The 24,756-nt window shown below is 72.7% G+C and carries 19 protein-coding genes; 14 read left to right on the top strand and 5 right to left on the bottom strand.

All coding sequences use genetic code 11. The annotated features are described in order from the left end of the window. The first annotated feature begins 10 nt into the window (after nucleotides 1–10). Both AR3_RS02110 and AR3_RS02105 read left to right on the top strand, forming a co-directional pair. Complete coding sequence (locus AR3_RS02110) at nucleotides 11–607, top strand: 2'-5' RNA ligase family protein (protein ID WP_227023221.1); 597 nt, start codon at nucleotides 11–13, stop codon at nucleotides 605–607. A 59-nt stretch (nucleotides 608–666) separates the two neighbouring features. Next, nucleotides 667–1,773 (top strand): YihY/virulence factor BrkB family protein, encoded by a 1,107-nt coding sequence (locus tag AR3_RS02105; protein ID WP_083950846.1) that lies wholly within the window; start codon nucleotides 667–669, stop codon nucleotides 1,771–1,773. Nucleotides 1,774–1,846: 73 nt separating this feature from the next. Here AR3_RS02105 and AR3_RS02100 read toward each other — a convergent pair whose 3' ends face one another. Then, complete coding sequence (locus tag AR3_RS02100) at nucleotides 1,847–3,058, bottom strand: D-alanyl-D-alanine carboxypeptidase family protein (protein ID WP_083950845.1); 1,212 nt, start codon at nucleotides 3,056–3,058, stop codon at nucleotides 1,847–1,849. A gap of 531 nt (nucleotides 3,059–3,589) precedes the next feature. Here AR3_RS02100 and AR3_RS02095 point away from each other — a divergent pair. The 8 genes from AR3_RS02095 to AR3_RS02060 all read left to right on the top strand — a co-directional run bounded on the left by AR3_RS02095 (nucleotide 3,590) and on the right by AR3_RS02060 (nucleotide 13,458). Then, the gene (locus AR3_RS02095; RefSeq protein WP_067907613.1) at nucleotides 3,590–4,756 is read left to right on the top strand and encodes a glutamate--cysteine ligase; all 1,167 of its coding nucleotides are present in this window, start codon (nucleotides 3,590–3,592) and stop codon (nucleotides 4,754–4,756) included. A 166-nt stretch (nucleotides 4,757–4,922) separates the two neighbouring features. Continuing rightward, on the top strand, nucleotides 4,923–6,344 hold the full coding sequence (locus AR3_RS02090) for a M20 family metallopeptidase (RefSeq protein ID WP_390097729.1): 1,422 nt from the start codon (nucleotides 4,923–4,925) through the stop codon (nucleotides 6,342–6,344). A 331-nt stretch (nucleotides 6,345–6,675) separates the two neighbouring features. Then, nucleotides 6,676–7,722 carry a BMP family lipoprotein gene (locus AR3_RS02085; protein ID WP_083950844.1) on the top strand — a complete coding sequence of 349 codons (1,047 nt, stop codon included), beginning with the start codon at nucleotides 6,676–6,678 and terminating at the stop codon, nucleotides 7,720–7,722. A gap of 71 nt (nucleotides 7,723–7,793) precedes the next feature. Beyond that, nucleotides 7,794–9,347: an ABC transporter ATP-binding protein gene (locus tag AR3_RS02080; RefSeq protein WP_067907435.1), complete on the top strand. Its 1,554-nt coding sequence runs from the start codon at nucleotides 7,794–7,796 to the stop codon at nucleotides 9,345–9,347. Continuing rightward, nucleotides 9,344–10,456 (top strand): ABC transporter permease, encoded by a 1,113-nt coding sequence (locus tag AR3_RS02075; RefSeq protein ID WP_067907432.1) that lies wholly within the window; start codon nucleotides 9,344–9,346, stop codon nucleotides 10,454–10,456. The genes AR3_RS02080 and AR3_RS02075 overlap by 4 nt, the downstream gene beginning before the upstream one ends. After that, a complete protein-coding gene (locus AR3_RS02070; RefSeq protein ID WP_390097725.1) occupies nucleotides 10,453–11,772 on the top strand; it encodes an ABC transporter permease in 1,320 nt (439 codons plus the stop codon). The genes AR3_RS02075 and AR3_RS02070 overlap by 4 nt, the downstream gene beginning before the upstream one ends. Further along, nucleotides 11,769–12,170 (top strand): cytidine deaminase, encoded by a 402-nt coding sequence (locus AR3_RS02065; RefSeq protein ID WP_067907428.1) that lies wholly within the window; start codon nucleotides 11,769–11,771, stop codon nucleotides 12,168–12,170. The genes AR3_RS02070 and AR3_RS02065 overlap by 4 nt, the downstream gene beginning before the upstream one ends. Before the next feature lie 10 nt (nucleotides 12,171–12,180). Next, entirely contained in the window at nucleotides 12,181–13,458 is a 1,278-nt protein-coding gene (locus AR3_RS02060) for a thymidine phosphorylase (RefSeq protein ID WP_067907423.1), read from the top strand. Nucleotides 13,459–13,474: 16 nt separating this feature from the next. Here the strand turns inward: AR3_RS02060 and AR3_RS02055 are convergent, their stop codons facing one another. Next, on the bottom strand, nucleotides 13,475–14,437 hold the full coding sequence (locus tag AR3_RS02055) for a hypothetical protein (protein WP_146150306.1): 963 nt from the start codon (nucleotides 14,435–14,437) through the stop codon (nucleotides 13,475–13,477). Between the two features lie 53 nt (nucleotides 14,438–14,490). Here AR3_RS02055 and AR3_RS02050 point away from each other — a divergent pair, with 53 nt between their 5' ends. Together AR3_RS02050 and AR3_RS02045 are read left to right on the top strand one after the other, a co-directional pair. Continuing rightward, the gene (locus AR3_RS02050; protein ID WP_067907417.1) at nucleotides 14,491–16,938 is read left to right on the top strand and encodes a M16 family metallopeptidase; all 2,448 of its coding nucleotides are present in this window, start codon (nucleotides 14,491–14,493) and stop codon (nucleotides 16,936–16,938) included. Nucleotides 16,939–17,158: 220 nt separating this feature from the next. Beyond that, on the top strand, nucleotides 17,159–20,017 hold the full coding sequence (locus AR3_RS02045; RefSeq protein ID WP_146150307.1) for a hypothetical protein: 2,859 nt from the start codon (nucleotides 17,159–17,161) through the stop codon (nucleotides 20,015–20,017). Between the two features lie 34 nt (nucleotides 20,018–20,051). Here the strand turns inward: AR3_RS02045 and AR3_RS02040 are convergent, their stop codons facing one another. Continuing rightward, nucleotides 20,052–20,615: a VapC50 family PIN domain-containing toxin gene (locus tag AR3_RS02040; RefSeq protein WP_067907411.1), complete on the bottom strand. Its 564-nt coding sequence runs from the start codon at nucleotides 20,613–20,615 to the stop codon at nucleotides 20,052–20,054. 3 nt (nucleotides 20,616–20,618) lie between these two features. Next, a complete protein-coding gene (locus tag AR3_RS02035; RefSeq protein WP_067907408.1) occupies nucleotides 20,619–21,074 on the bottom strand; it encodes an excisionase family DNA-binding protein in 456 nt (151 codons plus the stop codon). A 277-nt stretch (nucleotides 21,075–21,351) separates the two neighbouring features. On the opposite strand from AR3_RS02035, the gene AR3_RS02030 reads away from it, so the two are divergent. Beyond that, nucleotides 21,352–22,446 (top strand): adenosine deaminase, encoded by a 1,095-nt coding sequence (locus AR3_RS02030; RefSeq protein ID WP_067907601.1) that lies wholly within the window; start codon nucleotides 21,352–21,354, stop codon nucleotides 22,444–22,446. Next, nucleotides 22,443–23,093: a PH domain-containing protein gene (locus tag AR3_RS02025; protein WP_083950862.1), complete on the top strand. Its 651-nt coding sequence runs from the start codon at nucleotides 22,443–22,445 to the stop codon at nucleotides 23,091–23,093. Before AR3_RS02030 ends, AR3_RS02025 begins: the two co-directional genes overlap by 4 nt. Here AR3_RS02025 and AR3_RS02020 read toward each other — a convergent pair. Next, nucleotides 23,086–24,750, bottom strand: a complete 1,665-nt coding sequence (locus AR3_RS02020; RefSeq protein WP_067907400.1) for a phospho-sugar mutase — start codon at nucleotides 24,748–24,750, stop codon at nucleotides 23,086–23,088. The two genes, AR3_RS02025 and AR3_RS02020, sit on opposite strands and share 8 nt — an antisense overlap. Between the last annotated feature and the right edge of the window lie 6 nt (nucleotides 24,751–24,756).

The following is a 24,756-nucleotide window of genomic DNA, read 5'->3' as shown; positions in this document are numbered from 1 at the left end:
GGCGCAAGCCGTGGGGAGCGCTCCCCCCGCGGAACGGACGGCGGAGCCGCGGCAGGCCGGAGGGCAGGCCGCGGGGCACGCCGCGCGCACGATCGGGGTGGCGATCCCGATCCCGCACCCGTACGGGCGCGAGCTCCAGCGCGTCCGCGAGTCGTTCGGCGACCGGCTGGCCGCGTGCATCCCGACGCACATCACCCTGCTGCCGCCCACGCGGATCGACGCCGCCGATCTCGGCGCGATCCAGGAGCATCTGACGCGGGTGGCGCGCAGCGAGCGCCCCTTCGGCCTCCGACTGCACGGTACGGGAACGTTCCGACCCGTCTCACCGGTGGTGTTCGTGGCCGTGGCCGAAGGAATGGACGGCTGCGCGCGCCTGCACGACAAAGTGCTGTCGGGTCCGCTGGCGCAGAAGCCGCAGTTCCCGTACCACCCGCACGTCACCGTGGCACACCACCTGCCCGACGAGCAGATGGACCGCGCCTACAAGGAGCTGGCCGACTACGAGGCCGCCTTCGAGGTGTGGGGGTTCTCCCTGTACGAGCACGGGGCCGACGGGGTGTGGCGGCCCCAGCGCCACTTCCTGCTCGGCGGCGGCACCCCGTCCTAGCGCGCCGGGCCTTCGGCGGGGCCGCGCATCGCCGAGGACCCGTCGGGTACGGTCCGTGCATGCGGCGGGCGATCAACGCGACGGCCCGCCTGGCCGCGGATCTGCGCGACCGGGCCGGACGCCTGCTGGACGCCGCACGCGCCCGCTCGGAGTGGTTCGACCACCTGGCCCGCGCGTTCACGCGGTACCAGGAGCGCCGCGGCGACCGGCTGGCGGCCGCGCTGACCTGCTACGCCTTCCTGTCCTTCTTCCCGCTGCTGGCGCTGGCGTACGCCCTGCTGGGCTATCTGGTGGGGGTGAGCGAGGAGGCCCGCGCCTACTTCGTCGAGGCGGTCCGGTCGCTGCTGCCCGGGCTGGCCGACCGGCTCCAGGTGGAGCAGATCGCCCGGTCCCGGACCGCCGCCGGGCTGCTCGGCCTGGCCGGCCTGCTGGTGGTGGGCCTCGGCCTGGTGACCATGGTGCGCGAGTCGCTGCGCGAGATCTGGGGCCACCCGCCGGAGCCCGAAGCCAACATCGTGGTCCGCAAGCTGTGGGACGCGGGCGTGCTGCTGTTCCTGGGCTGCATGCTCATCGTGGGCATGGCCCTGTCGGCGGTCGCGGTGTCGGCCTCCAGCGCGGTGCTGGGCCGGCTCGGCGCGGCGGACGTGCCGGGGGCGGGCGTCGGGCTGTGGCTGCTGTCGGCGGCCGTGGCGGTCGCCGCCAACACCGTGATCTTCCTGGTGCTCTTCTCCCGGGTGACGGGCACCCGAGCGCCGTGGCGCACCATGCTGCGCGGCGCGCTCGTGGGCGCGGTGGGCTTCGAGGTGCTCAAGCAGGCTGCCTCCCTGCTGCTCGGGCACACCACGAGCAACCCGGTCTACGCCTCGTTCGCCGTCCTCGTCGGGCTCATCGTGTGGATCAACATCGCGGCCCGGTACGTGCTGTACGTCGCCGCGTGGACCGCCACCCGCACCGCCGTCCTGAGGGCCGACCGCGCCGCGCCCGCCGAGGAACAGCCTGCGGGCGAGGAACCCGAGACCGGCGCGCCGCCCGCCGGGGACGCCGACCGGAGGGCCGCCTCAGGCGCGGCCGGTCCTGAAGACGGCGAAGGCGACGGCGCCGTGGGCGGGAGCGATTCGAAGGCGGGCGGCGTCGGCTCCGCCGGCCGTCCCGGAAGAAGGCCCTGAACCGGGGACGACGGGTGGTCGCCGCCCGCCGAGCGATGCGCCGCAGAATCGGCCGCCCGTCCAGGGCGCCGAATCAGCCGCGCTGCCGCCGCCGCGCCACGACGAACACCAGCCCGGCCGCCAGCACCGCCCCGGCCACGGTGCCCCCCACCAGGCCCCAGCCGTGCGCGGGGCCGTCCCCGCCCAGCGGGGTGTCGGCGAGCAGCCCGTCGTCCTGTCCGGCGTCCTTCTTGGGCGTCAGGTCGCCGGGCGGCACCAGCATGCCCACGGGCTTGACCTTGCCGCGCGCCTTGAACCCCCAGTCCAGCAGCTCGGCGGCGTACGGGGACGGCGGCCGGTCGGCGCCCATGAGCGAGATGTAGACGGTGTGGCCGCCGCGCCGGGCGGCCGCCACGAACGTCTGCTTGGCGGCGATGGTGTAGCCGTTCTTGCCGCCGAGCATGCCCGGGTAGGCGTGCGACTGGCCCGGCAGCATCCGGTTGTGGGTGTGGATCGGGTAGCCGCCGACCTTCTTGCCCTTCTTGCGCTCCTTCTTGGTCGGCGGGGCGGGGAACTTGTGGTCGATGGTCTGGACGTACCGGCGGAAGTCGGGATGGCGCATCGCCTCGCGCAAGATCAGCACCAGGTCGTAGGCGGAGGTGTGCTGGGTCTTGACGGTCAGGCCGAGGTCGCGGTCCAGCCCGTTGGGGGAGCCGGCCAGGGTGTCGCGGGCGTTGATCCGCCGGGCCTCGGCGTTCATGTCGGCCAGGGTCTTCTTCATGCCGCCGTTGGCCTCGGCGAGCGCCACCGCCGCGTCGTTGGCCGACATCATCATCAGCGCGTAGAACAGGTCGGACACCTTGTAGCTCATCTTCGGCGTCATGCCGACCTTGGTGCCCTCGACGTCGCACGCCTCGCGGGAGGGCCGCACCGTCTGGTCGGGCTTGAGCCGGGGGATGAGCGTCAGCGCGGTCAGCGTCTTGAGCGTGCTGGCGGGCAGGTAGCGGCCGTGCGGGTCCTTGGCCGCCAGCACCTCGCCGGTGTCGCCGTCGGCGATCAGGTACGACGCCGCCTTGATCTTCGGCGGGGCCGGGACCCCCGGGGCGGGGTTGACGATCGTGCCCTTCCCGGCGAGCTGCGGACCGCCGAGCGGCTCCGCGGGGGCGGCCGTGGTGACCGGCGTCGTCCCGCCCGGCCCCGCGGCCGCCGGCCGGGCGGCGGCGGGGGGAGCCGCCAGGCCGCAGGCGAGGCAGGCCGCGACGGACGGCACGGTGATCGCGGAGACGGCGCGCGGTGGTCTTCTCATGGCTCCCCGATGGCGTTCGGTCCGAATAACGATCCGCGTTTCCGGTGGACGGCGCTCCTGGCGTCTCGGGGTGATCCCCGCGACTTCACGAAGATTAAGCCACGACCTTATGACCTGTCCGGGAGGAGATTCACGCCTGTCGCGCACCCTCCTGTCGGCGCCGAAATACGGACGTTCGCCATCGGACCGCTCATCTGGGACGTAGGGCGCGGTGTCGGGACGAGAACACGGGCGATCACGTACCGTCACCAGGTACTCTGGGTGCGCGGACTAGTCCGTCCGGAGGATGACCCCCCGATCCGGCATGACCGAAAAGGGTTACGGATCGTGTCCGGTTGTCGTCCATAGGGATCAAATGATCCGTGCCGGGCGCAGAGCCCTGCCGGTTCTCGGCGCCCGGCGTCATGATGGTGGACAGTCCCGGCTTGGACCGGCGCCTGGATCGGCGTTTGTCCAGGCTTAGTGACCCGCTGGCCGAATTGCGCCACGTGCCACGCATCGACCTGCAAGGATTGTGGACGGAGGTTGGCCGTGGCCATTGACTTCAATCCGTCCCGCGGCCCGACGCTGGGCGTCGAGTGGGAGCTCCAGCTCGTGGACGCGGAGACCAGGCACCTGCGGCAGGACGCGCGTGAGGTGCTGGCCGCGCTGCCGTCGCTCAGCGAGGGCGGCGGCGTCCCCAAGATCCGCCACGAGCTGATGGAGTCGACCGTCGAGATCGTCACCGACGTGTGCCACACCGTCGGCGAGGCCAAGGCCGACCTGGCCGCCACGGTGGCCGCGCTGCGGTCGGCGGCGGCCGAGCGGGGCATCGCGCTGTGCTGCACGGGGACGCATCCGATCAGCGACTGGCGGGACGCGGTGATGGCGCCGGTCCAGCGCTACGCCGACCTCATCCAGGAGATGCAGTGGCTGGCCCGCCGCATCCAGACCTTCGGCGTGCACGTCCACGTCGGCGTGAGCGACGCCGACCGGGTGATCCCGATCGTCAACGCCCTGTCGGCCTACCTGCCGCACTTTCTCGCCCTCACCGCCTCCAGCCCGTTCTGGAGCGGCCACGACACCGGCCTGGCGTCCAGCCGCGCGGTGGTCTTCGGCCAGCTGCCCACGGCCGGGCCGCCGCACCTGCTGGACGACTGGGCCGCGTTCGAGGACTACATGGCGACCCTGCTGCGCGCCGGCTCCATCCGCAGCATCAAGGAGGTGTGGTGGGACATCCGGCCGCACCCGGACTTCGGCACGGTGGAGATCCGGATGTTCGACGGCATCCCCACCCTGCGGGAGCTCGGCATGGCGGCCGCGCTCTGCCAGAGCCTGGTGACCCTGTTCGACCAGCAGCTCGACCGCGGCTACACGCTGCCGCGCCCGGCGGCCTGGGTGGTGCGCGACAACAAGTGGCGCGCCACCCGCCACGGTCTCGACGCCCTCGTCATCACCGATGACAGCGGCAACACCGTGCCGCTCCGCGACGACCTCTACGAACTGGTCCGCGAACTCGAACCCGTGGCCGACCGGCTGGGCTGCGCCGAGGAGCTCAAGGTCGCGGGAGAGATCCTGGAGCACGGGGCTCCGTACGAACGCCAGCGCGCGATCCGCGCCGAGGGCGGGACGCTGGAGAACGTGGTCGACGCCGCGATCGCGGAGTTCGCCGAGGACAGGTTCATCACATTCGGGGAGGTTGCACATGTCGGGAACTGAGGGGCCCGCCGACCCGGCGGGCCGCGCCGGACCCGACGACGCGACCGGCGACGCCCCGGAGCGGGGGACCCCGAAGGTGCCGCGCGCGCCCGGGACGGCCCCGCACGATACCGGACAGATCACCGGGCGGACGCCGATCCGCCCGGCCGTTGCGCAGGGGGCGCACATGACACAACCGGGACCCGGGGTGATGCCCGGCCTTGAACCAGCGGCCGCCGCGGGGGCGGCGGGCGCGGACGACGCCGAGGACGCGACGCGGGCGGCCGGGTCCGTCCGCCGGGGCGCCGCCGGCGGCCTGGCGCACGGCTCCGCGACCGGTCCCGGGACCGGGCCGGGCGGGGGCGGCCCGCTGGGCGGCGCGGCCCTGCAGCCGCAACTGGACGCGTTCCTGGCCCGCCACGAGGCCGAGCTGATCAGCTTCCGGCGCGACCTGCACATGCACCCGGAGCTGGGGTTCGCCGAGCACCGCACCACCAAGCGGATCGTCGAGCGCCTCACCGCCGCCGGGCTGTCCCCCGTGGTCCTGCCCAAGGGCACCGGACTGTTCTGCGACATCGGCCCGGAGGAGGGGCCGACCGTGGCGCTGCGCGCCGACATCGACGCGCTGCCGCTGCAGGACGAGAAGGACGTGCCGTACCGGTCCACGGTGCCGGGCGTCGCGCACGCCTGCGGCCACGACGTGCACACCACGATGGTGCTGGGCGCCGGCCTGTTCCTGGCGCAGCAGGCCGCGGCGGGCCAGCTGCCGGGCCGGGTGCGGCTGCTGTTCCAGCCCGCCGAGGAGACCCCCGGCGGCGCGCTGGACGTCATGGCCGCCGGCGGCATCTGCGGCGTGGACCGGGCGTTCGCGCTGCACTGCGACCCGCGCATCGAGGTCGGGCAGCTCGGCCTGCGCACCGGGCCGATCACCGCCGCCTGCGACAAGGTGTACGTCAAGGTGACCGGGCCCGGCGGGCACACCGCCCGGCCGCACCTGACCGCCGACCTGGTGTACGCGCTGGCCAAGATCGTCACCGAGCTGCCCGCCGCGCTGTCGCGGCGCGTCGACCCGCGCTCCAGCCTGTCGCTGGTGTGGGGCCGGGTGTCGGCCGGGTCGGTGGCCAACGCCATCCCCGACGACGGCATCGCCGAGGGCACCGTCCGCTGCCTGGACGACGAGGCGTGGCACCGCGCGCCGGAGATGATGAAGGCGCTGCTGGACTCGGTCGCCGCCGCCTACGACGTGGAGGCGTCGCTGGAGTACGTGCGCGGCGTCCCGCCCACCGTGAACGAGGCCGCGAGCGTGCAGATGTTCCGCGACGCCGCCGCGCAGGTGCTCGGCGAGGAGGCCGCGGTGCCGACGCCGCAGAGCCTCGGCGGCGAGGATTTCGGCTGGTACCTGGAGTCGATCCCGGGCGCCCTGGCCCGGCTGGGCGTGCGCACCCCCGGCTCGGCGGTCGAGTACGACCTGCACCGGGGCGACTTCGACGTCGACGAGCGCTGCATCGCCGTCGGCGTCCGCGTGCTGAGCGCCACCGCCCTGACCGCGCTGTGGGACGGCGGCCGCCCCGGCGACCCCGAGCAGATGGAAGGCGCCGCCCTCGCCTGAGCCCGGCCCGGCCCGAGCGCGCCGGTCCCCCCGACCGGGCTCGCGGCCGCCCGCCCCGGGCGGCGCGCCCCTCAGGGACGTCGTTCACCGTCCGGCGGGGCGCCGGACGCGGGCCCCGGCCGGGTGACGCGATTCACTTCTCCTCGCCGGCCTACCGGGTGCACCGGCCGCGAGCGGCCTGACCTGTGGCGATATGCCTACACCTTGGTAACGGACCCGTTGCGAATCGGTGCATCACGGACGTTCCGCTCGTTCGACCCGGTAGCGTCCCATCGATTTCGGCGGCCGAAGGCCGCCATGTCGAGGGCGGGGAACGGAAGGAGCGCCAAACGTGCGCCGTGGACTCAAGATCTCACTCGTCGCGCTGACGGGCGCAGCGCTCACGCTCAGTGCATCGGCGTGCGGCGGCAAGAAGGCGACCACCGGCGGCGACGGCGGCGACGGCAAGAAGACCGTCAAGGTCGGTCTGGCCTACGACATCGGCGGGCGGGGCGACAAGTCGTTCAACGACGCCGCCTACGCGGGTCTGCAGAAGGTGAAGTCGGTCCTCAACCTTGAGGTCAAGGACATCGAGGCGACCAAGGGCGAGAGCGACAACGACAAGGTGCAGCGGCTGGAGCTGCTGGCCAAGTCCGGCTACAACCCGGTGATCGCGGTCGGGTTCGCCTACGCGGGCCCGCTGGCCAAGGTCGCCAAGAACCACCCGAACACCAAGTTCGCGATCGTCGACGACAGCTCGGTCACCGGCCCGAACGTCACCAACCTGGTGTTCGCCGAGGAGCAGGGCTCCTTCCTGGTCGGCGCCGCGGCGGCGCTGAAGTCCAAGACCGGCAAGATCGGCTTCATCGGCGGCGTGGACACCCCGCTGATCAAGAAGTTCGAGGCGGGCTACGTCGCCGGCGCCAAGAAGGTCAAGCCGGACATCGAGATCGACGTCAAGTACATCTCCCGCGGCACCGACTTCTCCGGCTTCACCGACCCGGCCAAGGGCAAGACCATCGCCGAGGGCCAGTACGACGCCGGCGCCGACGTGATCTACCACGCGGCCGGCCTGTCCGGCACCGGCCTGTTCCAGGCCGCCGCCGCCAAGAAGAAGTACGCGATCGGCGTCGACTCCGACCAGTACCAGAACGCAGAGCCGGCGCAGAAGCCCTACATCATCACCTCGATGCTCAAGCGGGTGGACACCGCGGTCTTCGAGTTCGTCAAGGCCGCGGGCGAGGGGACGGCCAAGTCCGGGCCCGTCACCTTCGACCTGAAGAACGACGGCGTCGGCTACTCCACCAGCAACGCCGCGGAGATCAAGGACGTGCAGGCCAAGCTGGACGAGCTGAAGCAGCAGATCGTCAGCGGGGCGATCACCGTCCCGACCAAGTGACCTGAACGTTGCTCCGGCCCGGGGGGACGGCCACGGCCTCCTCCCGGGCTCTGGTGTAGGAGGACCAGGGGATGTCCACCACTGAGCGGCCGTCCGACACCGGCACCGCCGCCCCGCCCGCGTTCGAGCTCCGCGGCATCACCAAGCGCTTCCCCGGCGTCGTCGCCAACCACGACATCGACCTGACGGTCAAGGCCGGGACCGTGCACGCCATCGTCGGGGAGAACGGCGCGGGCAAGTCGACCCTGATGAAGATCCTCTACGGCATGCAGCGGGCCGACGAGGGGACCATCAAGGTCGCCGGCGAGGAGGTCGCGTTCCATTCGCCGGCCGACGCCATCGCCCGCGGCATCGGCATGGTGCACCAGCACTTCATGCTGGCCGACAACCTCACCGTCCTGGAGAACATCGTCCTCGGCGCCGAGCGGCTGCACGGCATCGGCGCGAAGGCGCGGCGGCGCGTCGAGGAGCTGTCCCAGCGGTACGGCATGCGCGTCGACCCCGGCAAGCTGGTGGAGGAGCTCGGCGTCGGCGACCGGCAGCGGGTCGAGATCCTCAAAGTGCTCTACCGGGGCGCCCGCATCCTGATCCTGGACGAGCCCACCGCGGTGCTGGTGCCGCAGGAGGTCGACGAGCTGTTCGCCAACCTGCGCGAGCTGCGCCGCGAAGGGCTCACCGTCCTGTTCATCTCGCACAAGCTGGACGAGGTGCTGGCGGTCGCCGACGAGATCACCGTCATCCGGCGCGGCACCACGGTGGCGACCGGCCTGGACCCCGCCGCGACCACCGCGCGGGAGCTGGCCCGGATGATGGTCGGCAGCGAGCTGCCCGTCCCGGAGCTGCGCGAGTCCACGGTGACCGACCGGCCCGTCCTGCGGCTCGACGGGCTGACCGTGCGGGACGCCTCCGGCCGCGCGGTCGTCGACGACGTCAGCTTCACCATCCACGCGGGCGAGATCCTGGGCATCGCCGGGGTCGAGGGCAACGGGCAGGCCGAGCTCGTCGAAGCGATCATGGGCATGCGCGCCCCCGACGCCGGGACCATCCGGCTGGACGGCGAGGACATCACCGCCTGGTCGACCCGGCGGCGCCGCGAAGGGGGCATCGGCTTCATCCCCGAGGACCGGCACCGGCACGGGCTGCTGCTGGAGTCCCCGCTGTGGGAGAACCGGATCCTCGGGCACCAGACGCGGCGGCCCAACGTCAAGGGGCCGTGGATCGACCGGGCCGGCGCCCGGGCCGACACCCGGCGCATCGTCGAGGCCTACGACGTGCGCACCCCCGGCATCGACGTGGACGCCGCCGCGCTGTCCGGCGGCAACCAGCAGAAGCTCATCGTCGGCCGGGAGATGTCGGGCGAGCCGAAGCTGCTCATCGCCGCCCACCCGACCCGCGGCGTGGACGTCGGCGCCCAGGCCGCCATCTGGGAGCACCTGCGGCAGGCCCGCGCCGAGGGCCTGGCGGTCCTGCTGATCTCCGCGGACCTGGACGAGCTGATCGGCATGTCGGACACGCTGCGGGTGATCCTGCGCGGCCGGATCGTCGGCGAGGTCGACCCGGCCGACGTGACGCCCGAACGGCTCGGCTCCGCGATGACCGGGGCGCCGCTGGAGGGGGAAGAGTGAACCGGCTGAAGAACTCGCCGCTGGCGCTGACCGTCCTGGCGGCGGCGGCCGCGCTGGCGTTCTCCGTCGCGCTGACCTCGATCGTGCTGTCGATCAGCGGGTTCCACCCGCCGTCGACGTTCCAGGCGATGATCGAGTTCGGGCTGGAGCCGGACAGCGTCGTCAACATCGTCAACCGGGCGGCCACCTACTACCTGGCCGCGCTGGCCGTGGCGATCGGGTTCCGGATGGGCCTGTTCAACATCGGCGTGGACGGCCAGTACCGGCTGGCGGCGATGCTGGCCGCCGCGGTCGGCGGCGCGTTCGCGCTGCCCCCGGTGCTGCACCAGGTCGTGATCATCGTGGTGGCCATGCTGGTGGGCGCGCTGTGGGCGGGCATCGCCGGGGTGCTCAAGGTGACCCGGGGCGTCAGCGAGGTCATCGCCACGATCATGCTGAACTTCATCGCCACCGGGATCATCGCCTACCTGCTGCAGACCGACCGGCTCGGCACCCAGGTCGCGGGCAGCGACAACGTCGGCACTGAGCCGATCGCGCCGTCCGGGCGGGTGCCCGGCATCCCCTACCCCGGGGCCGACCTGGAGGTGTTCGGGCTGGTGGTGCTCGCGGTGGCGGTCGGCGTGGCGTTCCACGTCGTGGTGGAGCGCACCCGGTTCGGGTTCGACCTGCGCGCCACCGGCCTGTCGCCGAGCGCGGCGGTGGCCAGCGGCGTCGACGCCCGGCGCATGGTGGTGACGGCCATGGTGCTGTCGGGGGCGGCGGCCGGGCTGGTCGGCATGCCGCAGCTGCTCGGCTCGTCGTACTCCTACGGGCTGGACTTCCCCAGCGGCCTCGGCTTCGTCGGCATCGGCATCGCGCTGCTGGGCCGCAACAACCCGGTCGGCATCGCGTTCGCCGCGCTGCTGTGGTCGTTCCTCGACCAGTCGTCGCAGATCCTGGAGTTCAACGAAATCCCCAAGGAGATCGTGGCGATCACGCAGGCCGCGGTACTGCTGTCGGTGGTGGTCGTGTACGAGGTGGTGCGCCGGCTCGGCATGCGCTGGCAGCAGCAGGCGGTGGCCGCGCAACTGGCCGGCCGTGACGCGTCCCCGAAGGAGGTGGCGGCGTGAGCTCGACCCTGACCGAGGCCATGCCGGCGGCGGAGCCCGCGCCCGCGCGGACGGCGCGCCGCCCGGTGGTGCGGGCCCTGATCGTCCTCGCGGCCGTGTTCGGCGTGCTGGTGCTGCTGCGCGCCATCACCGGGGAGAACACCATCACCTCCGGCGGAACGGTGAGCACCACCCTGGCCCTGGGCCTGCCGATCGGCATGGCCGCGCTCGCCGGGCTGTGGTCCGAACGCGCCGGCGTGGTGAACATCGGCCTCGAAGGCATGATGATCTTCGGTACGTGGGGCGGGGCGTTCGGCGCGTACTTCTCCGGCAACCCGTGGGCGGGGCTGCTCATGGGCGTGGTGATGGGCGCGGCCGGGGGCCTGCTGCACGCGCTGGCCACCGTCACGTTCGGCGTGGACCACATCGTCTCCGGCGTGGCCATCAACATCCTGGCGCCGGGCGTCGCCCGCTACCTGTCCACGATCTTCTTCCAGGACGAGCCGGGCGGCGGCGCCACCCAGTCGCCCCCGCTGCCGGACTTCCCCACGGTCAGCGTGCCGGGGATCGGGGAGCCGCTGGCCGACCTGGAGGGCCGCCACTGGTTCCTGCTGTCCGACCTGGCCGGGCTGGTGCGCGGCCTGACCACGGACCTGTCCGCGCTCACCGTCATCGGCCTGGCCCTCATCCCGCTGACCTACGTGCTGCTGTGGCGGACGGCGTTCGGGCTGCGGCTGCGCTCCTGCGGGGAGAACCCGTACGCCGCCGAGTCCCTCGGCGTCCGGGTCGCCGCGATGAAGTACGCGGCGGTGACCGTGTCGGGCGCGCTGGCCGGGCTGGGCGGCGTGTTCCTCGCGATGGTCGGGTCGTCGCAGTACCAGGAGAACCAGACCGGCGGCCGCGGCTTCATCGGCCTGGCCGCCATGATCTTCGGCAACTGGCGGCCCGGCGGCCTGGCCGCGGGCACCGGGCTCTTCGGCTACACCGACGCGCTCCAGCAGCGCGGCGCCACCGGCGCCGTGCACGCCCTGCTGCTGGTCATCGCGGTCGCGCTGTTCGCGTTCGCCGCCTGGCGGCTGGCGTCGCTGCGCCGCGCGCCGGTCACGCCGTCGGAGGCGGGCGGCCTGCACCGGCGCTCCCGGATCGTCCAGGCGTCGGCCGCCGTCGTCGTCGGCATGCTGATGCTGACGTGGTACCTGCTCACCGACGAGCTGCCGAAGGAGATCGTCACCTACAGCCCGCACATCACGACGCTGCTGGTGCTGTCGCTGGCGTCCCAGCGGCTGCGCATGCCCGCGGCCAACGGGCTGCGGTACCGCAAGGGCGAGGCCCGATGAGCGGGGTCGACTGGGAGGCGCTGCGCGCGGCGGCCCGCGAGGCGATGCGCCGCGCCTACGCGCCGTACTCGAACTTCCCGGTGGGCGCGGCGGGGCTGGTGGACGACGGCCGGGTCGTCTCCGGCTGCAACGTCGAGAACGCCTCCTACGGTGTCGGCCTGTGCGCCGAATGCAGCCTGGTCAGCGCCCTGTACGGGCCGGGCGCGTCCGGACGGCCCCGCCTGGTGGCGGTGTCGGTCGTCGGCGGCGACGGCGAGCCGCTGATGCCGTGCGGCCGCTGCCGCCAGCTGCTGTGGGAGCACGGCGGGCCTGAGATGCTGCTGGAGACGCCGCGCGGCGTGCGCCCTCTGGCCGAGGTGCTGCCCGACGCGTTCGGCCCCGACGACCTGTTGTCCTGAAGGAGCCTCATTGGACGCCATCGACGTCATCCGCGCCAAGCGGGACGGCGGGACGCTGACGCCCGAGCAGATCGACTGGACGATCGACGCCTACACCCGCGGCGTCATGGCCGACGAGCAGATGGCGGCGCTGGCCATGGCGATCCTGCTCAACGGGATGACCCGCGCCGAGGTGGCCCGCTGGACCGAGGCGATGATCCGCTCCGGCGAGCGCATGGACTGGTCGGGGCTGGACCGCCCCACCACCGACAAGCACTCCACGGGCGGCGTCGGCGACAAGATCACCCTGCCGCTGGCGCCGCTGGTGGCCGCGTGCGGCGCGGCCGTCCCGCAGCTGTCCGGCCGGGGCCTCGGCCACACCGGCGGCACCCTGGACAAGCTGGAGTCCATCCCGGGCTGGCGGGCGTCGCTGTCGCCCGAGGAGATGCTCGCGGTCCTGACGGACGTCGGGGCGGTGGTGTGCGCCGCCGGGTCGGGCCTGGCGCCCGCCGACCGCCGCCTGTACGCGCTGCGCGACGTGACCGGCACCGTCGAGTCGATCCCGCTGATCGCCTCGTCGATCATGTCCAAGAAGATCGCCGAGGGGACCGGGGCGCTGGTGCTGGACGTCAAGGTCGGCTCCGGCGCGTTCATGAAGACCGTCGACCAGGCCCGCGAGCTGGCCGAGACGATGGTCGGCATCGGGACCGACCACGGCGTGCGCACCGTCGCGCTGCTCACCGCCATGGACCGTCCGCTCGGCCGCGCCGTCGGCAACGCCGTCGAGGTGGCCGAGTCCGTGGAGGTGCTCGCGGGCGGCGGCCCGTCCGACGTGGTGGAGCTGACGGTGACCCTGGCCCGGGAGATGCTCGCCGCGGCGGGCCTGGCGTCGGCCAAGGACCCGGCCGACGCGCTCGCCGACGGCTCGGCGATGGACGTGTGGCGCCGCATGATCTCCGCCCAGGGCGGCGACCCGGACGCGCCGCTGCCCACCGCCAAGGAGACCCACGACGTCCCGGCGCCCGCCTCCGGCGTGCTGACCCGCCTGGACGCCTACGCCGTCGGCGTGGCCGCCTGGCGGCTGGGCGCGGGCCGCGCCCGCAAGGAGGACCCGGTCTCGGCCGCCGCGGGCGTGCTCTGCCACGCCAAGCCGGGCGACCGGGTCACCGCCGGGCGGCCCCTGCTCACCCTGCACACCGACGACCCGTCCCGCATCGACCGGGCCCTGGAGGCCCTGGACGGCGCCATCGAGGTCGTCCCCGACGGCGCCCCCGACCTGCTCCCGCTCGTCATCGACCGCGTCGGCTGACGCGGCCGCCGGCGGGTCACCGCGCGACCGCGGCCGGCGTCTGCGTCCGGCCGTCGGCCAGGTGCAGGACCATGGGCCGCCGGGCGTCCATGCGCAGCTTGGCGCGGCCGATCCGGCCGATCTCCTGGGTGTCGGGGCGGCGGGTCTCGTCGTCGCCGACGAGGACGCGCAGCCCTGACTCGGGGCAGGCGACCGTCCAGCCGTCGTCGACGGCCGCGACCCGCCAGCCGTCCCCCGGGTCGGCGGACCGCCGCAGCAGCTCGGTGGCGTGGACGACGGCGTCGTGGCCCGTCCGCGTCCCGGCGGGGACGAGCGTCCCGTGCCGGAACAGCACGAAGGTCTGCGCGGTCCCGCCGACCAGCCGGTCGGCCATCGCGACCCGCTTGGCGATCTCGGCGTCCAGCTCGGGCGTGGCGGGACGCACGAACGCCAGCCGCTTGCCGCGGCGCCTGCGCACCCAGGTCACCAGCGTCATGACGGCGGCGAGGAGCAGGACCAGGGGCGCGGCGAAGAACGCGAGCCCGATCGGCAAGAGCTCGGACGGGTCCGCTTCGACGCGCAGGGGTGCGCGGGCGTCCGGCGTGCACTGCACCGCCGCCCACGCGTCGACCGGCGAGCGGAACGAACCGACCCACCGGTAGCGGACCCCGTCCTCCTCGACGGGGGAGCCGTCCGACCGGTCCAGGGACAGCGGATGCACCGCACCCGTCTTGGTGACCAGCACGCAGTCGCGGGGGGACGCGGCGCCTTCCCGCACATGGATCCGGTAGCGCACGTCCCGGCCGACCTGCAGGGTCGGGCGCCCGTCCGCGCTGCGGTCGCCGCCGTAGGCCGGGTCGAAGTCCGGTGTCGTGAGCGCGGACAGATGGGTCAGGACGACCAGCACCGACACCAGCGCGTAGCCCGCGACCAAGATGACGGCCCGCCGGTACACCCGTCGCGGCGGCCGGATCGGGCGCTGGTATCGAAAATCCACCATTCCTGACACTCCAAGATCGTAAGATGGCGCGACCTGAGCAAAGGGGGGACTACGTGGAGGTCACGCAGACCGAGGTCGACGGGGTTCCCGCGTTCTGGGCGCCCGGCGATGGCACCGACGTTTACCACGTCGCCTTGGTCTTCCGCATCGGTCAAGCCGACGAGACGCTGGCGCGCAGGGGGATCACCCACCTGGTCGAGCACTTGGCGCTGCACCGCGTGGGCCAGCCCGAACACCACTACAACGGGGCGGTCGACACCGTCACGACGGCGTTCACCACCGAAGGCGACCGCGACGAGGCGACCCGGTTCCTGGCCACCGTCTGCGCCGCCCTGCGCGAGCCGCCCCTGGAGCGGCTGGAGGCGGAGAAGCAGATCCTGCGGACCGAGGCCGCCGGGCGCTCCTCGGGCGCCGTGGGACGGATGATGCTGTGGCGGTACGGGGCCGCCACGTACGGCCTGCCGGGCTTCGACGAGCTCGGACTGCCCGCGCTCACCGGCGAGGACGTCGCCGCCTGGGCCGCCACCCGGTTCACCCGCGCCAACGCCGCCCTGGCCATCGTCGGCGGGCCCCCTCCCGCAGGGCTGCGCCTAGACCTCCCCGAGGGGAGGCGTCTCCCGACGCCCGAACCGACGAGCGCGCTGCCCCGCACCCCCGCCTACTTCGCCGCCAACGTCGACGGGGTCGGCCTCAGCGCCGTCGTACCGCGCGCCGCGGCCGGCAACGTCCTCACCACGATCCTGCAGCGGCGTCTGCACAAGGCGCTGCGGCTGGACGACGCGCTCAGCTACTCCGCGCAGGTCGGCTACTCGCTCCGGGACGGTCGGTTCGCCCATGTCATCGCGTTCGCCGACGGGCTCGCCGAGTCCCACCCCCGGCTGACGCAGGAGTTCCTCGACGAGATCGAACGGATCGCCGAAGAACCCGTGGAGAGCGCCGAACTGGCGGAGGCGGTGGCGATCCACCGCGGCGCGATGGACCAGCCCGGCGCCGTCCACGCCTGGGTGATGTCGGCCTGCAAGGACGAGCTGCTGGGCGGCCCGCAGACCTCCTACGACGAGCAGGTCCGCCGCCTTGACGCGCTGACCCCCGACGACATCCAGTCGGCCGCCCGCACCATGCGGGACTCGGCCCTGGTGATGGTCCCGCAGGGGCAGGAACCCCACATAGGCCGCTACGTGCCCGCCCCCGGCAGCTCCACGGTCGCGGTGTGCGGCACCGCCTACGCCCCCGCCGACCGCGAGCAGAAGCAGGTGCACCTCATCGCCGGCCCCGCTGGGGTGACCAGCATGATCGGACCGGAGCTGGGCACCGTCCGCTACGACTCGTGCGCCGCCGTGGTCGCCTGGCCGGACGGGGGCCGCGTCCTCATCGGGCTGGACGGCATCACCGTCCGCGTCGAACCCAACGTGTGGATCGGCGCCGACGGCCTCCCGGCCGAGATCGACCGGAGCGTCCCCGCCGACCGCGTCGTCCGGATGCCGCCCCGGCCGGAGGAGGACATCCCGGAGCGGCCCGCGGGAGCGGCCCGGTCGCGCAAGCCGCTGATGACGCTGAGCCCGGCACCGGACCGCGCGTCCTGGCGCACGCGCAGAGGCATGGCCTGGGACGACCCCGCCCTCGCCGCCGCGCTGCCCCAGGTCAGGCGCGGTCGGATCGACGTGGCCGTGGAACTTTTGGCCCGCACGCGCGACTTCCCCGAGCTGCGCGCTCTCTACATCGACAACCTCTCCCGTGCGGCGTGCGGTCACGGCGACCTGCTCGCCGCGCGCGCCGCGGACCGTCCGGACGACCCGGACGTCCACCTTCTGCTCGGCGCGACCCGCGTCAAGGAGGCCTGGCACGTGCGCACCGCCGCCCGGGCCGAGCACGTCTCCGACGAGCAGTTCGGCCGCTTCTGGCTCATCCTCTCCAGCGCTGGCGAGCCGCTGTACCGCGCCGCCGAACTGCTGCCGCACGACCCGGTGCCCTGGGACAACCTGCAGTGGTACGGGCTGGGCCTTCAACTGAGCCGGTCCGAACTCGACCGGATCTGGCAGGAACTGCACAGGCGCCACCGGACGCTGTTCGCCGGCCACTACTCCAGAGCCCAGGTCCTCGCCCCCAAGTGGTTCGGGTCGGAGGCCGAACTGCTCGACTTCGCCGAGTCGGCTGTGGAGGCCGCGCCGCCGGGTGATCCGGTGACGGCCGTCCTCGCGGCCGCCCATCTGGAGAACAGCATGGACCACGACGACATGTGGGAGTACATGTCCCGCCCCGAGGTCCACGCCGCCCTCGCGGCCGCGGGCGCGAAATGGCTGGCCCAGCCCGTCCCGCACCCGCGCACCCAGGAAGCACACCACCTCTTCGGCGCAGCGTTCTACTACGCCGGCGACTTCGACCGGGCGCGCGTCCACCTCTCCCACACGGGAAAGAACCGCCCCGGTGCCCTCCCTTGGGATTACGAGTTGAGACCCGCCCGCGTCTACAAGGACGCCCGTCGCGACGTCGGCCTGCGCTGACTTTTGACCTCCGCCGGAACGAGAAGCTCGACGCGTCCGTCGAGCTTCTCGGCGGCACGGGCGCGAAGCGGATCGGCCGTGCCGAGAACACCACCGCGTACGGGACCCGCCACAGGGACGCCTCCGGCGATGTCGGTGCGCACGCCTAACTTTGATCTTGGTCGGAACGGGATCGTCCGGTCAGAGGTCTGAGGGGTGTCGTCGAGCGGTGGGGGTGCGCATGGCTGATGTGGAGCCGGCGGAGCCGGCGGCGATCGGGGTGGCCGAGCCTCGTAAGGCGAAGTCGGGGGTGAACCGGCTCGCACGTTCGTTGCCCGCGGAGGAGTTGGCGCCGTTCTTCGAGCAGGCGTGTCGTGAGTTCGCCGCGGCGGGGGCGTCCGAGCTGGCGATGTGGGCGTTCACGCAGGCCCGCAAGGTGGAGAAGAACCATCCGGGGCTGGTCGACATGGACCGGCTTCACCAGGTCTTTTTGGAGTTCACGCCGATGGGCGTGGTGGCGCCGACCGCGTTGCGCGACCACGTTGGCCTGATGGCAGAGCGGCTGGAGCCCAAGCAGGCCTACGACCGGTACCGCGAAATTCTGGACGCCGCGTTCGCCAAGGGTGTCGTCCCGTATGCGCGTATCTATCCGGACACGCGCAAGCTGGGCAGGCCCGCGAAGGTCAGGAAGTCCGTCGCGGAGGACGACCTGACTCTGCGGCTGCTGCGCAGCGGCGCGTTGCGGTATGCCTCGTATGCGGTGTGGCAGGCCGCTGGTCCGTCGTTGTCGCGGCTGGTCACGGGGGATGACGATGCCGTGCGGCTGCTGATCGCGGCCGAGCCGGACGAGGACGCGGAGGACGATCCGGAGCTCGCCGAGGAGATCTGGCGGATGTGGGTGGAGGTGCTGGTGGAGGTCGGCGCCGGTGCCCTGCTCTCGGAGGAGTGGTTCGTCCAAAACTCCGGCCGGTGCGCGTTGAAGACGCTGGTGCCGCTGGTCCGGCAGGCCGGCGAACGGCTCGTACCGCAGGAACGGGCCGCGTCCTGCCTGGTCACCGACGTGTACAGCCGGTTCGACGTGGCCACGGAAGGCCAGCTGAACCAAGAAACATTGAGATGGCTGTCCGCCAACGTACCGACGGTCACCGAGCAGGCACGGCAGGACCCGAACCGTTTCGCCCAGCAGCTGGACCACTTCATCACCAACCTCGGCCGCGCCGTCAACATCGACTACGTGGCCGCGCTGCGCGGGCTGTGGGAGGGCGTTCCCGAGTTCCGGGACGAGCTGCGCAGGCAGGTGGAGCAGTGGAAGGCCGGGGTCGCGTCCGCCTCGCTGCCTCTTCTGTCCCATGGCCTGCGCCGCCTGAGGAAGCTCGCCGAGCACGGCTACGCCGACCTCGCCCCCGGTTTCGCCGACGGCCTGCGGATCACCGATCCCGTGGACGCGCTGCACGCCGCCCTGCGCGGCGGCATCCCCGAGGAGCTGACGTTCCCATACGAATGGCGCACATCTCCTGGCGGCCTGGTCAGTGAGGAGGTGAAGCTCGCCCAGCACGGCGACCGCCTGACCGCCGCCTACCGCTCAGGCCATGTCCAGGTCTGGACGCCCGTCCGTGAGAAGCTGCGCGCCTGGCTCAAGACACATGATCAAGGATTGGTGTTCTGGGACGACGGCGAGCAGCTGCTGGCCTCCCTGTCCTTGGGCGGCTCCATGCTGACGTTCCGGGCGGTGGAGGGCGATGACGGCGAGATCGGGTTGATCCTCGACCCGGCGACGCGGACCCGCCTTCCGGACGGTCCGGCCGAGGCCGAGGTGACGTTCCCGCACGCGGCCGGGCCGTCGCGCGTCGAGTACCGCGGCGGCGTGATCACCGTGACGGCGCCGGACGGGACCCAGACCGCCCGGCTGCCCTACTGGCCGTTGCAGAAGACGGATGGGCGGGGCCCCGTCGTCCCGCCCGGCTGGTGGTGCCATTTGGCGGTGACCGACGTCCGCGGCTCGAAGGCGCTGCGGGACCTCCACCGGGAGCAGGCCGCGAGGCTGGTGGAGCTGGCGCTCGTCGGGGCCGGGGCGGTCCGCGAGGAGTGGTCGCGGATTCTGCCGGACGTGGTGGAGCGCCCATTGCGTGGCGGAGTGAGCGAGTACGCCCGTACCGCCGCGGAGTGTGTGCTGGACGCGGTGCGGCTGCGCGAGCGGCTCGGCCTGCCGCAGCCCGCACTGCCGCCGTCGCTGCGGACCCGTCCCGAACTTCCGGCGGGCGGCGGCGTCGTGATGCTGCCGGGCATGCGCTGGGTGGAGGACGCCGTCCGGGAGGCCCTGGAGATCCCGGCGCCGCCGGAGCCTCGGCAGGTGCGGGTCGTGACGTTGCCCGACTGGCGCAGGGGTTTGCGTGTGGATTTCGAGGACACGGGGAGCGCGGCACTGCACACCGTCTGGCCGTGGCGCACCGCGCACCATCGCAGGTTCCTGCTGGAGAACCTCAACGCGTGGGCGAATACCGCGCGAGGCGACGGAAGCGGACGCTGGCGTCTGCTCCGTTTCACTGCCGCGGGCCGTGACAGCAAGGCGACCCGCGGCGCGATCTGGCGGACGCCGCGCGGTGTCCTGCTCGTCGAGCGCCATATCGTTTACGAGAAGAGGCTGATCGTCTGGGAGTACGTGCCCGACGGCGAGTTCGGCCCCGTCGAACTGCCGGGATGGCGCGCGTACGCAAGGTTCGCGTCGCGTGGGTGGGGCGGCCCCGAACGGGTTCTCGCCCTGCGGCGGCTCCTCGACGAACGCGGCCCGGTCCGCCCCGACCCGGCCTGGGCCCACGAGCTGGCCGACCGCACGGGCATGCCGCCGGCCGACGCCGCGAACATCGTCTTCGGCCTTCTCGAGTACGCCTTGCCCTTCGCCTACGGCGACATCCCGCTTTCCGATCTGCCGAAGGAGATCGCCGCGCTCTTCCCGGAGCGCGGCCGGGTCAAGGTGTCATGGCCCTTGCAAGACGCCACCCGGGAGTACCTTATGCCGGACGATCCGGCGGAGCTGTGGGAGAACGGCCCCCTCATCGCCCGTGCCGCCGAGCGCTACCTGGAACTGCGCGACGCCCTGTGATTCGCGCAGCCGAGTCAAGCCTGCGGAAGCGCTCCTACAGCGGAGGACGCGTTCGCAGGGCTGCAACCGACTCCACCAGGCCCGCTCTCTCCAGGTCATTGAGGATGTCCTCAACCGTCGCCGGTGGGTTGCGTCTCGAGTCCGCGATCTGCTGGACGCACGCCCAGACGACACGGTCATCGATGTCGATCTGGTCGAGCAGAAAGTCGTCGGGGCTCTTGGCCTCGAGGTTCCAGGCCGCCAGCGTCTCCGGCGGGAAGTCCCTGAGGTTGGAGGTGACGATCACCTGTGCGCCCGCCTTGATCGCGGCGGCGAGCACGTGCCGATCGCCAGGATCAGGAAGCTTCAGCCCGTCGATCAGCGGCTCGTACCCTTCGACCAGCGCATCGGGGACCGCCTCGTTCATGAGAGTCCGCAACCGGATTAACTTCTCCGGTGCGATGTCCGGGCGTTCGGCTGCGAGATTCGCCAGCAACTCGTCCAAGATGTCGTTCGTCCACTTGGCCTGGACCGCACCGGCCAGAGCCACGCGGATCAGCAGATCTCGGAGCGTGTTGCCGTAGAGCACGTTGGTGTCGTAGAGCACGACGAAGGGCACGGCTCAGATCCCCAGCTCTTGGCCGAGCGCGGCGAGCTCGTCGGCTGCGGCGCGACTCTTGGCCTCCGTCTTTCGCTTGTACTCCATAAGGTCGTCCCACCGGATGCGGCGGTGCCTGCCGACCAGCCGATAAGGGATCGCGCCCGACTCCAGCAGCCCGATCAGGTAGGGGCGGGACACGTTCAGCATGTCCGCCGCCTGCTGGGTGGACAGCTCGGCATGAGAGGGCATCACCGACACCCCTCGCCCGGCGGCCGCCTGGCTCAGGATGAACGTCAGCAGCATCACGACCTCGCGCGGAAGGACCAAGGCGTCTTCAGCGCCGATCTCTCCGACGACCCTGATCTCCTGCTCGTCGGGGTGCTGCATGAGATAACTCTTGATCCTTTCCATCGCCCGGGCAGCCATCTCGGCATCGATCGCGCCCGGCTCGATGCGCTTGACCTGTACATCCGACATTGCGCGGCCACCTCCTAGTCGCAGTATTCGCAGTAAACGAAATAAACGCAAGAGGTGGCTCTCAAGGGCGACGTGACCGTGCTCGCCGGGACGGTCGAAAGGCACAAGGGCCGTGCCCGTTGCAGCACGCCGTCGGCGACGTCCGCATGCCGGACGATCCGGTGGGGCTGTGGGGGAGCGGGCCGCTCATCGTCCGTGCCGTGGAGCTGCGCGACGTGCTGTGATTGGCGACAGTTGCCGGAGAGACCTTGGGAAACCTGGAGGTAGGTTGGCGGTCATGGACCATCGGCCGACTCTTGACGCGATCCAGCGGGCGCCAAAGGTGCTGCTGCACGACCACCTCGACGGAGGGTTGCGCCCGGAGACCATCGTGGACCTGGCCCGCGACGAGGGCTACACCGGGCTGCCCACCACGGACCCCGACAACCTGCGGGTCTGGTTCGAGGAGGCGTCCAACTCCGGGTCGCTGGAGCGGTACCTGGAGACGTTCACCCATACCGTCGGGGTGATGCAGTCGGCCGAGGCGCTGACCCGCGTCGCCTACGAGTGCGCCGAGGACCTGGCCGCCGACGGTGTCGTGTACGCGGAGGTGCGGTACGCGCCCGAGCAGCACACCCGCAGCGGGCTGACGCTGCCGCAGGTCGTGGAGGCGGTCCTGGAGGGCTTCAAGGCCGGGGAGCGCGACCACGGCATCCGGATCGGCACGCTGGTGACGGCGATGCGGCACCAGGCGCGCAGCATGGAGATCGCCGAGCTGGCCGTGCGGTATCGGGACGACGGCGTGGTCGGCTTCGACATCGCCGGGGCGGAGGCCGGGTACCCGCCCACCCGCCACCTGGACGCCTTCGAGTACCTCCAGCGCGAGAACGCCCACTTCACCATTCACGCGGGCGAGGCGTTCGGGCTGCCGTCGATCTGGCAGGCGATCCAGTGGTGCGGCGCCGACCGGCTCGGCCACGGCGTGCGGATCATCGACGACATCGACGCGACCGACGAGGACGCCCCGGTGCTGGGCCGGCTGGCCGCCTACGTGCGCGACAAGCGGATCCCGCTGGAGATGTGCCCGACGTCCAACATCCAGACCGGCGCGGCCAAGTCGATCGCCGAGCATCCGATCGGGCTGCTGCGCAGGCTGCACTTCCGGGTGACGGTCAACACCGACAACCGGCTGATGAGCGGCACCAGCCTGTCGCGCGAGCTCCACAAGCTGGTGGAGGCGTTCGACTACGGCTGGGACGACCTGCAGTGGTTCACCGTCAACGCGATGAAGTCGGCGTTCATCGGGTTCGGCGAGCGGCTGGAGCTGATCAACGGCGTGATCAAGCCGGGGTTCGCGCAGCTCAAGTGGCGCGGCGCCCGTCCGCTGGCATGACCGCGCCGCACCGGTTCCGCTCGACGCCCGCGCGGGTCGGCGCGTGGCTGTGGATGGCCTTCGCGGCGCTGAACCTGCTGGACATCGCGCTGCGCGGCCGCGACCTGGCGTCGGCCGCGGTGGCCGCCGTGCTGCTGTTCGGCTGCGGCGTCGCCTACGTCGTGGGGCTGCGGCCGGTGATCGCCGCCGACGAGGACGGGGTCACCGTCCGCAACCCGCTGCGCGACGTGCGGCTGCCGTGGCCCGCGATCCGGCGGATCGAGGCCACCACCGCGGTGACGATCACGTTCGCGGACGCGGACGGCGCCGAGCGCACCGCCCGCGCCTGGGCCGTGCAGACCTCGCCCCGCGCCCACGCCAAGGCCGCCCGCGTCGCGCAGGCGAACAAGCGCGCCGCGGTGACGTCCGCGGCGACGCGCGGCGGCGCGCAGGGCGGCGGGTCCAGGACGCCGCCGGACGCGGCCGGGCGGACGCCGACGATGTTCGTGGCCCAGCAGCTCAACGAGCTGAAGACCCGCCATCGCGGCGCCCGCGCCGGCGAGCGGGCCGGCGCCGCCGCCATGGGCTGGTCGTGGCCCGCGGTCGCGAGCGTGGCCGTGCCCGCGGCGGCGTCGGCCGCGCTGGTGGCGGCCCTGCTGGTCAGCTGAGGCCGAGCGCGGACGCCAGGTCCTCGCGGAGGCGGTCGAGGTCGGCGTTCGCGCGGGCGCGCACGGCGGCCACGTCCTCGCCGTCCCCCACCGGGTGGACGACCTGCAGGTAGCACTTGAGCTTCGGCTCGGTGCCCGACGGGCGGACCACCACCCGCGCCGACGGCATCCGGAACCGCAGGGCGTTCGTCGGCGGCAGCCCGCCGACGCCGCCGGACAGGTCGTCGACGGCCTCCACCTCGCGGCCGCCCAGCCGGGACGGCGGGGCGGCGCGCAGCCGGGCCATCGCCTCGCCGATCAGCCCCAGGTCCTTCACCCGGAACGTGAGCGGGGCGGTGGCGTGCAGGCCGTACCGGCGGGCCTGGTCGTCCAGCAGGTCGACCAGCGTGCGGCCGTCGCGCCGGGCCTGCGCGGCCAGGGCGGCGACGGCGAGGGCCGCTCCGACGCCGTCCTTGTCGTGGACGACCACGCCGTCGTCGCCGCCCGCGCTGTAGCCCAGCGCCTCCTCGTACCCGAACACGAGGCGGTCGCCGGGCCGCCCCGCCTTCATGATCCACTTGAAGCCGGTGAGGGTCTCCGCGGACCGCACCCCGTGCGCGCGGGCGATCGCGCCGAGCAGCGACGACGACACGACCGTGGTGACGACCAGGCGGTCGGCGCCCTTGGTGTGGCGCAGCACGTGCTCGGCCAGCAGCCCGCCGACCTCGTCGCCGGCCAGCGTCCGCCAGCCGCCGTCGCGGTCCGGGACGGCCACGGCGCAGCGGTCGGCGTCCGGATCGTTGGCGATCACCAGGTCGGCGCCGGACGCGCCGGCCAGGCCGAGCACCAGGTCCATGGCGCCCGGCTCCTCCGGGTTGGGGAACGCGACCGTGGGGAAGTCGGGGTCCGGCTCGGCCTGCTCGGGCACGACGGCCGGCGCGGGGAAGCCCGCCCACGCGAAGGCGCGTTCCAGCACGTCGCGGCCGACGCCGTGCAGCGGCGTGTAGGCCACGGAGACGTCGCGGGCGTCGCCGAGCGGCAGGCGCGACAGGGCGTGCAGGTACGCCTCGACGATCTCCTCGCCGAGCACCGTCCAGCCCTCGCCGAGCGGCAGCCCGTCCACCCGGCCGACCTTGTCGATCTCCGCGGAGATCTCCGCGTCCAGCGGCGGGGTGATCTGGGCGCCGTCGCCCCAGTACACCTTGTAGCCGTTGTCGCGCGGCGGGTTGTGGCTGGCCGTCACCATGATCCCGGCCGCGGCGCCCAGGTGCCGGACGGCGAACGCCAGCACCGGCGTGGGCAGCGGACGCGGCATCAGCCACACCCGCAGCCCGGCCCCGGTGAGCACGGCCGCGCTGTCGAGGGCGAACCGCTCCGAGCCGTGCCGCGCGTCGTATCCGATCACCACGCCCGCGCCCTCCTCGTCGGGCGGCGGGTCCTTGCGCAGGCGGGCGGCGATCCCGGCGGCGGCCCGCATCACCGTGACGCGGTTCATCCGGTTCGGGCCCGCGCCCAGTTCGCCGCGCAGCCCGGCCGTGCCGAACTCCAGCCGCGTCGCGAACCGGTCGGCCAGCGCCGCCTCGTCGCCCGCGGCCAGGATCGCCCGCAGCTCGTCGCGGGTCGCCGGGTCGGGGTCCTGGGCGAGCCACTCCTCGGCCCGGCGGCGGTAGTCGGTCATCGCAGC

Origin of the sequence: Actinomadura rubrobrunea NBRC 15275 (assembly GCF_001552235.1) — a bacterium.
GTDB classification, from domain to species: domain Bacteria; phylum Actinomycetota; class Actinomycetes; order Streptosporangiales; family Streptosporangiaceae; genus Spirillospora; species Spirillospora viridilutea.
Note: the sequence above shows the minus strand (reverse complement) of the source record. Positions and strands in the feature narration are given on the sequence as shown.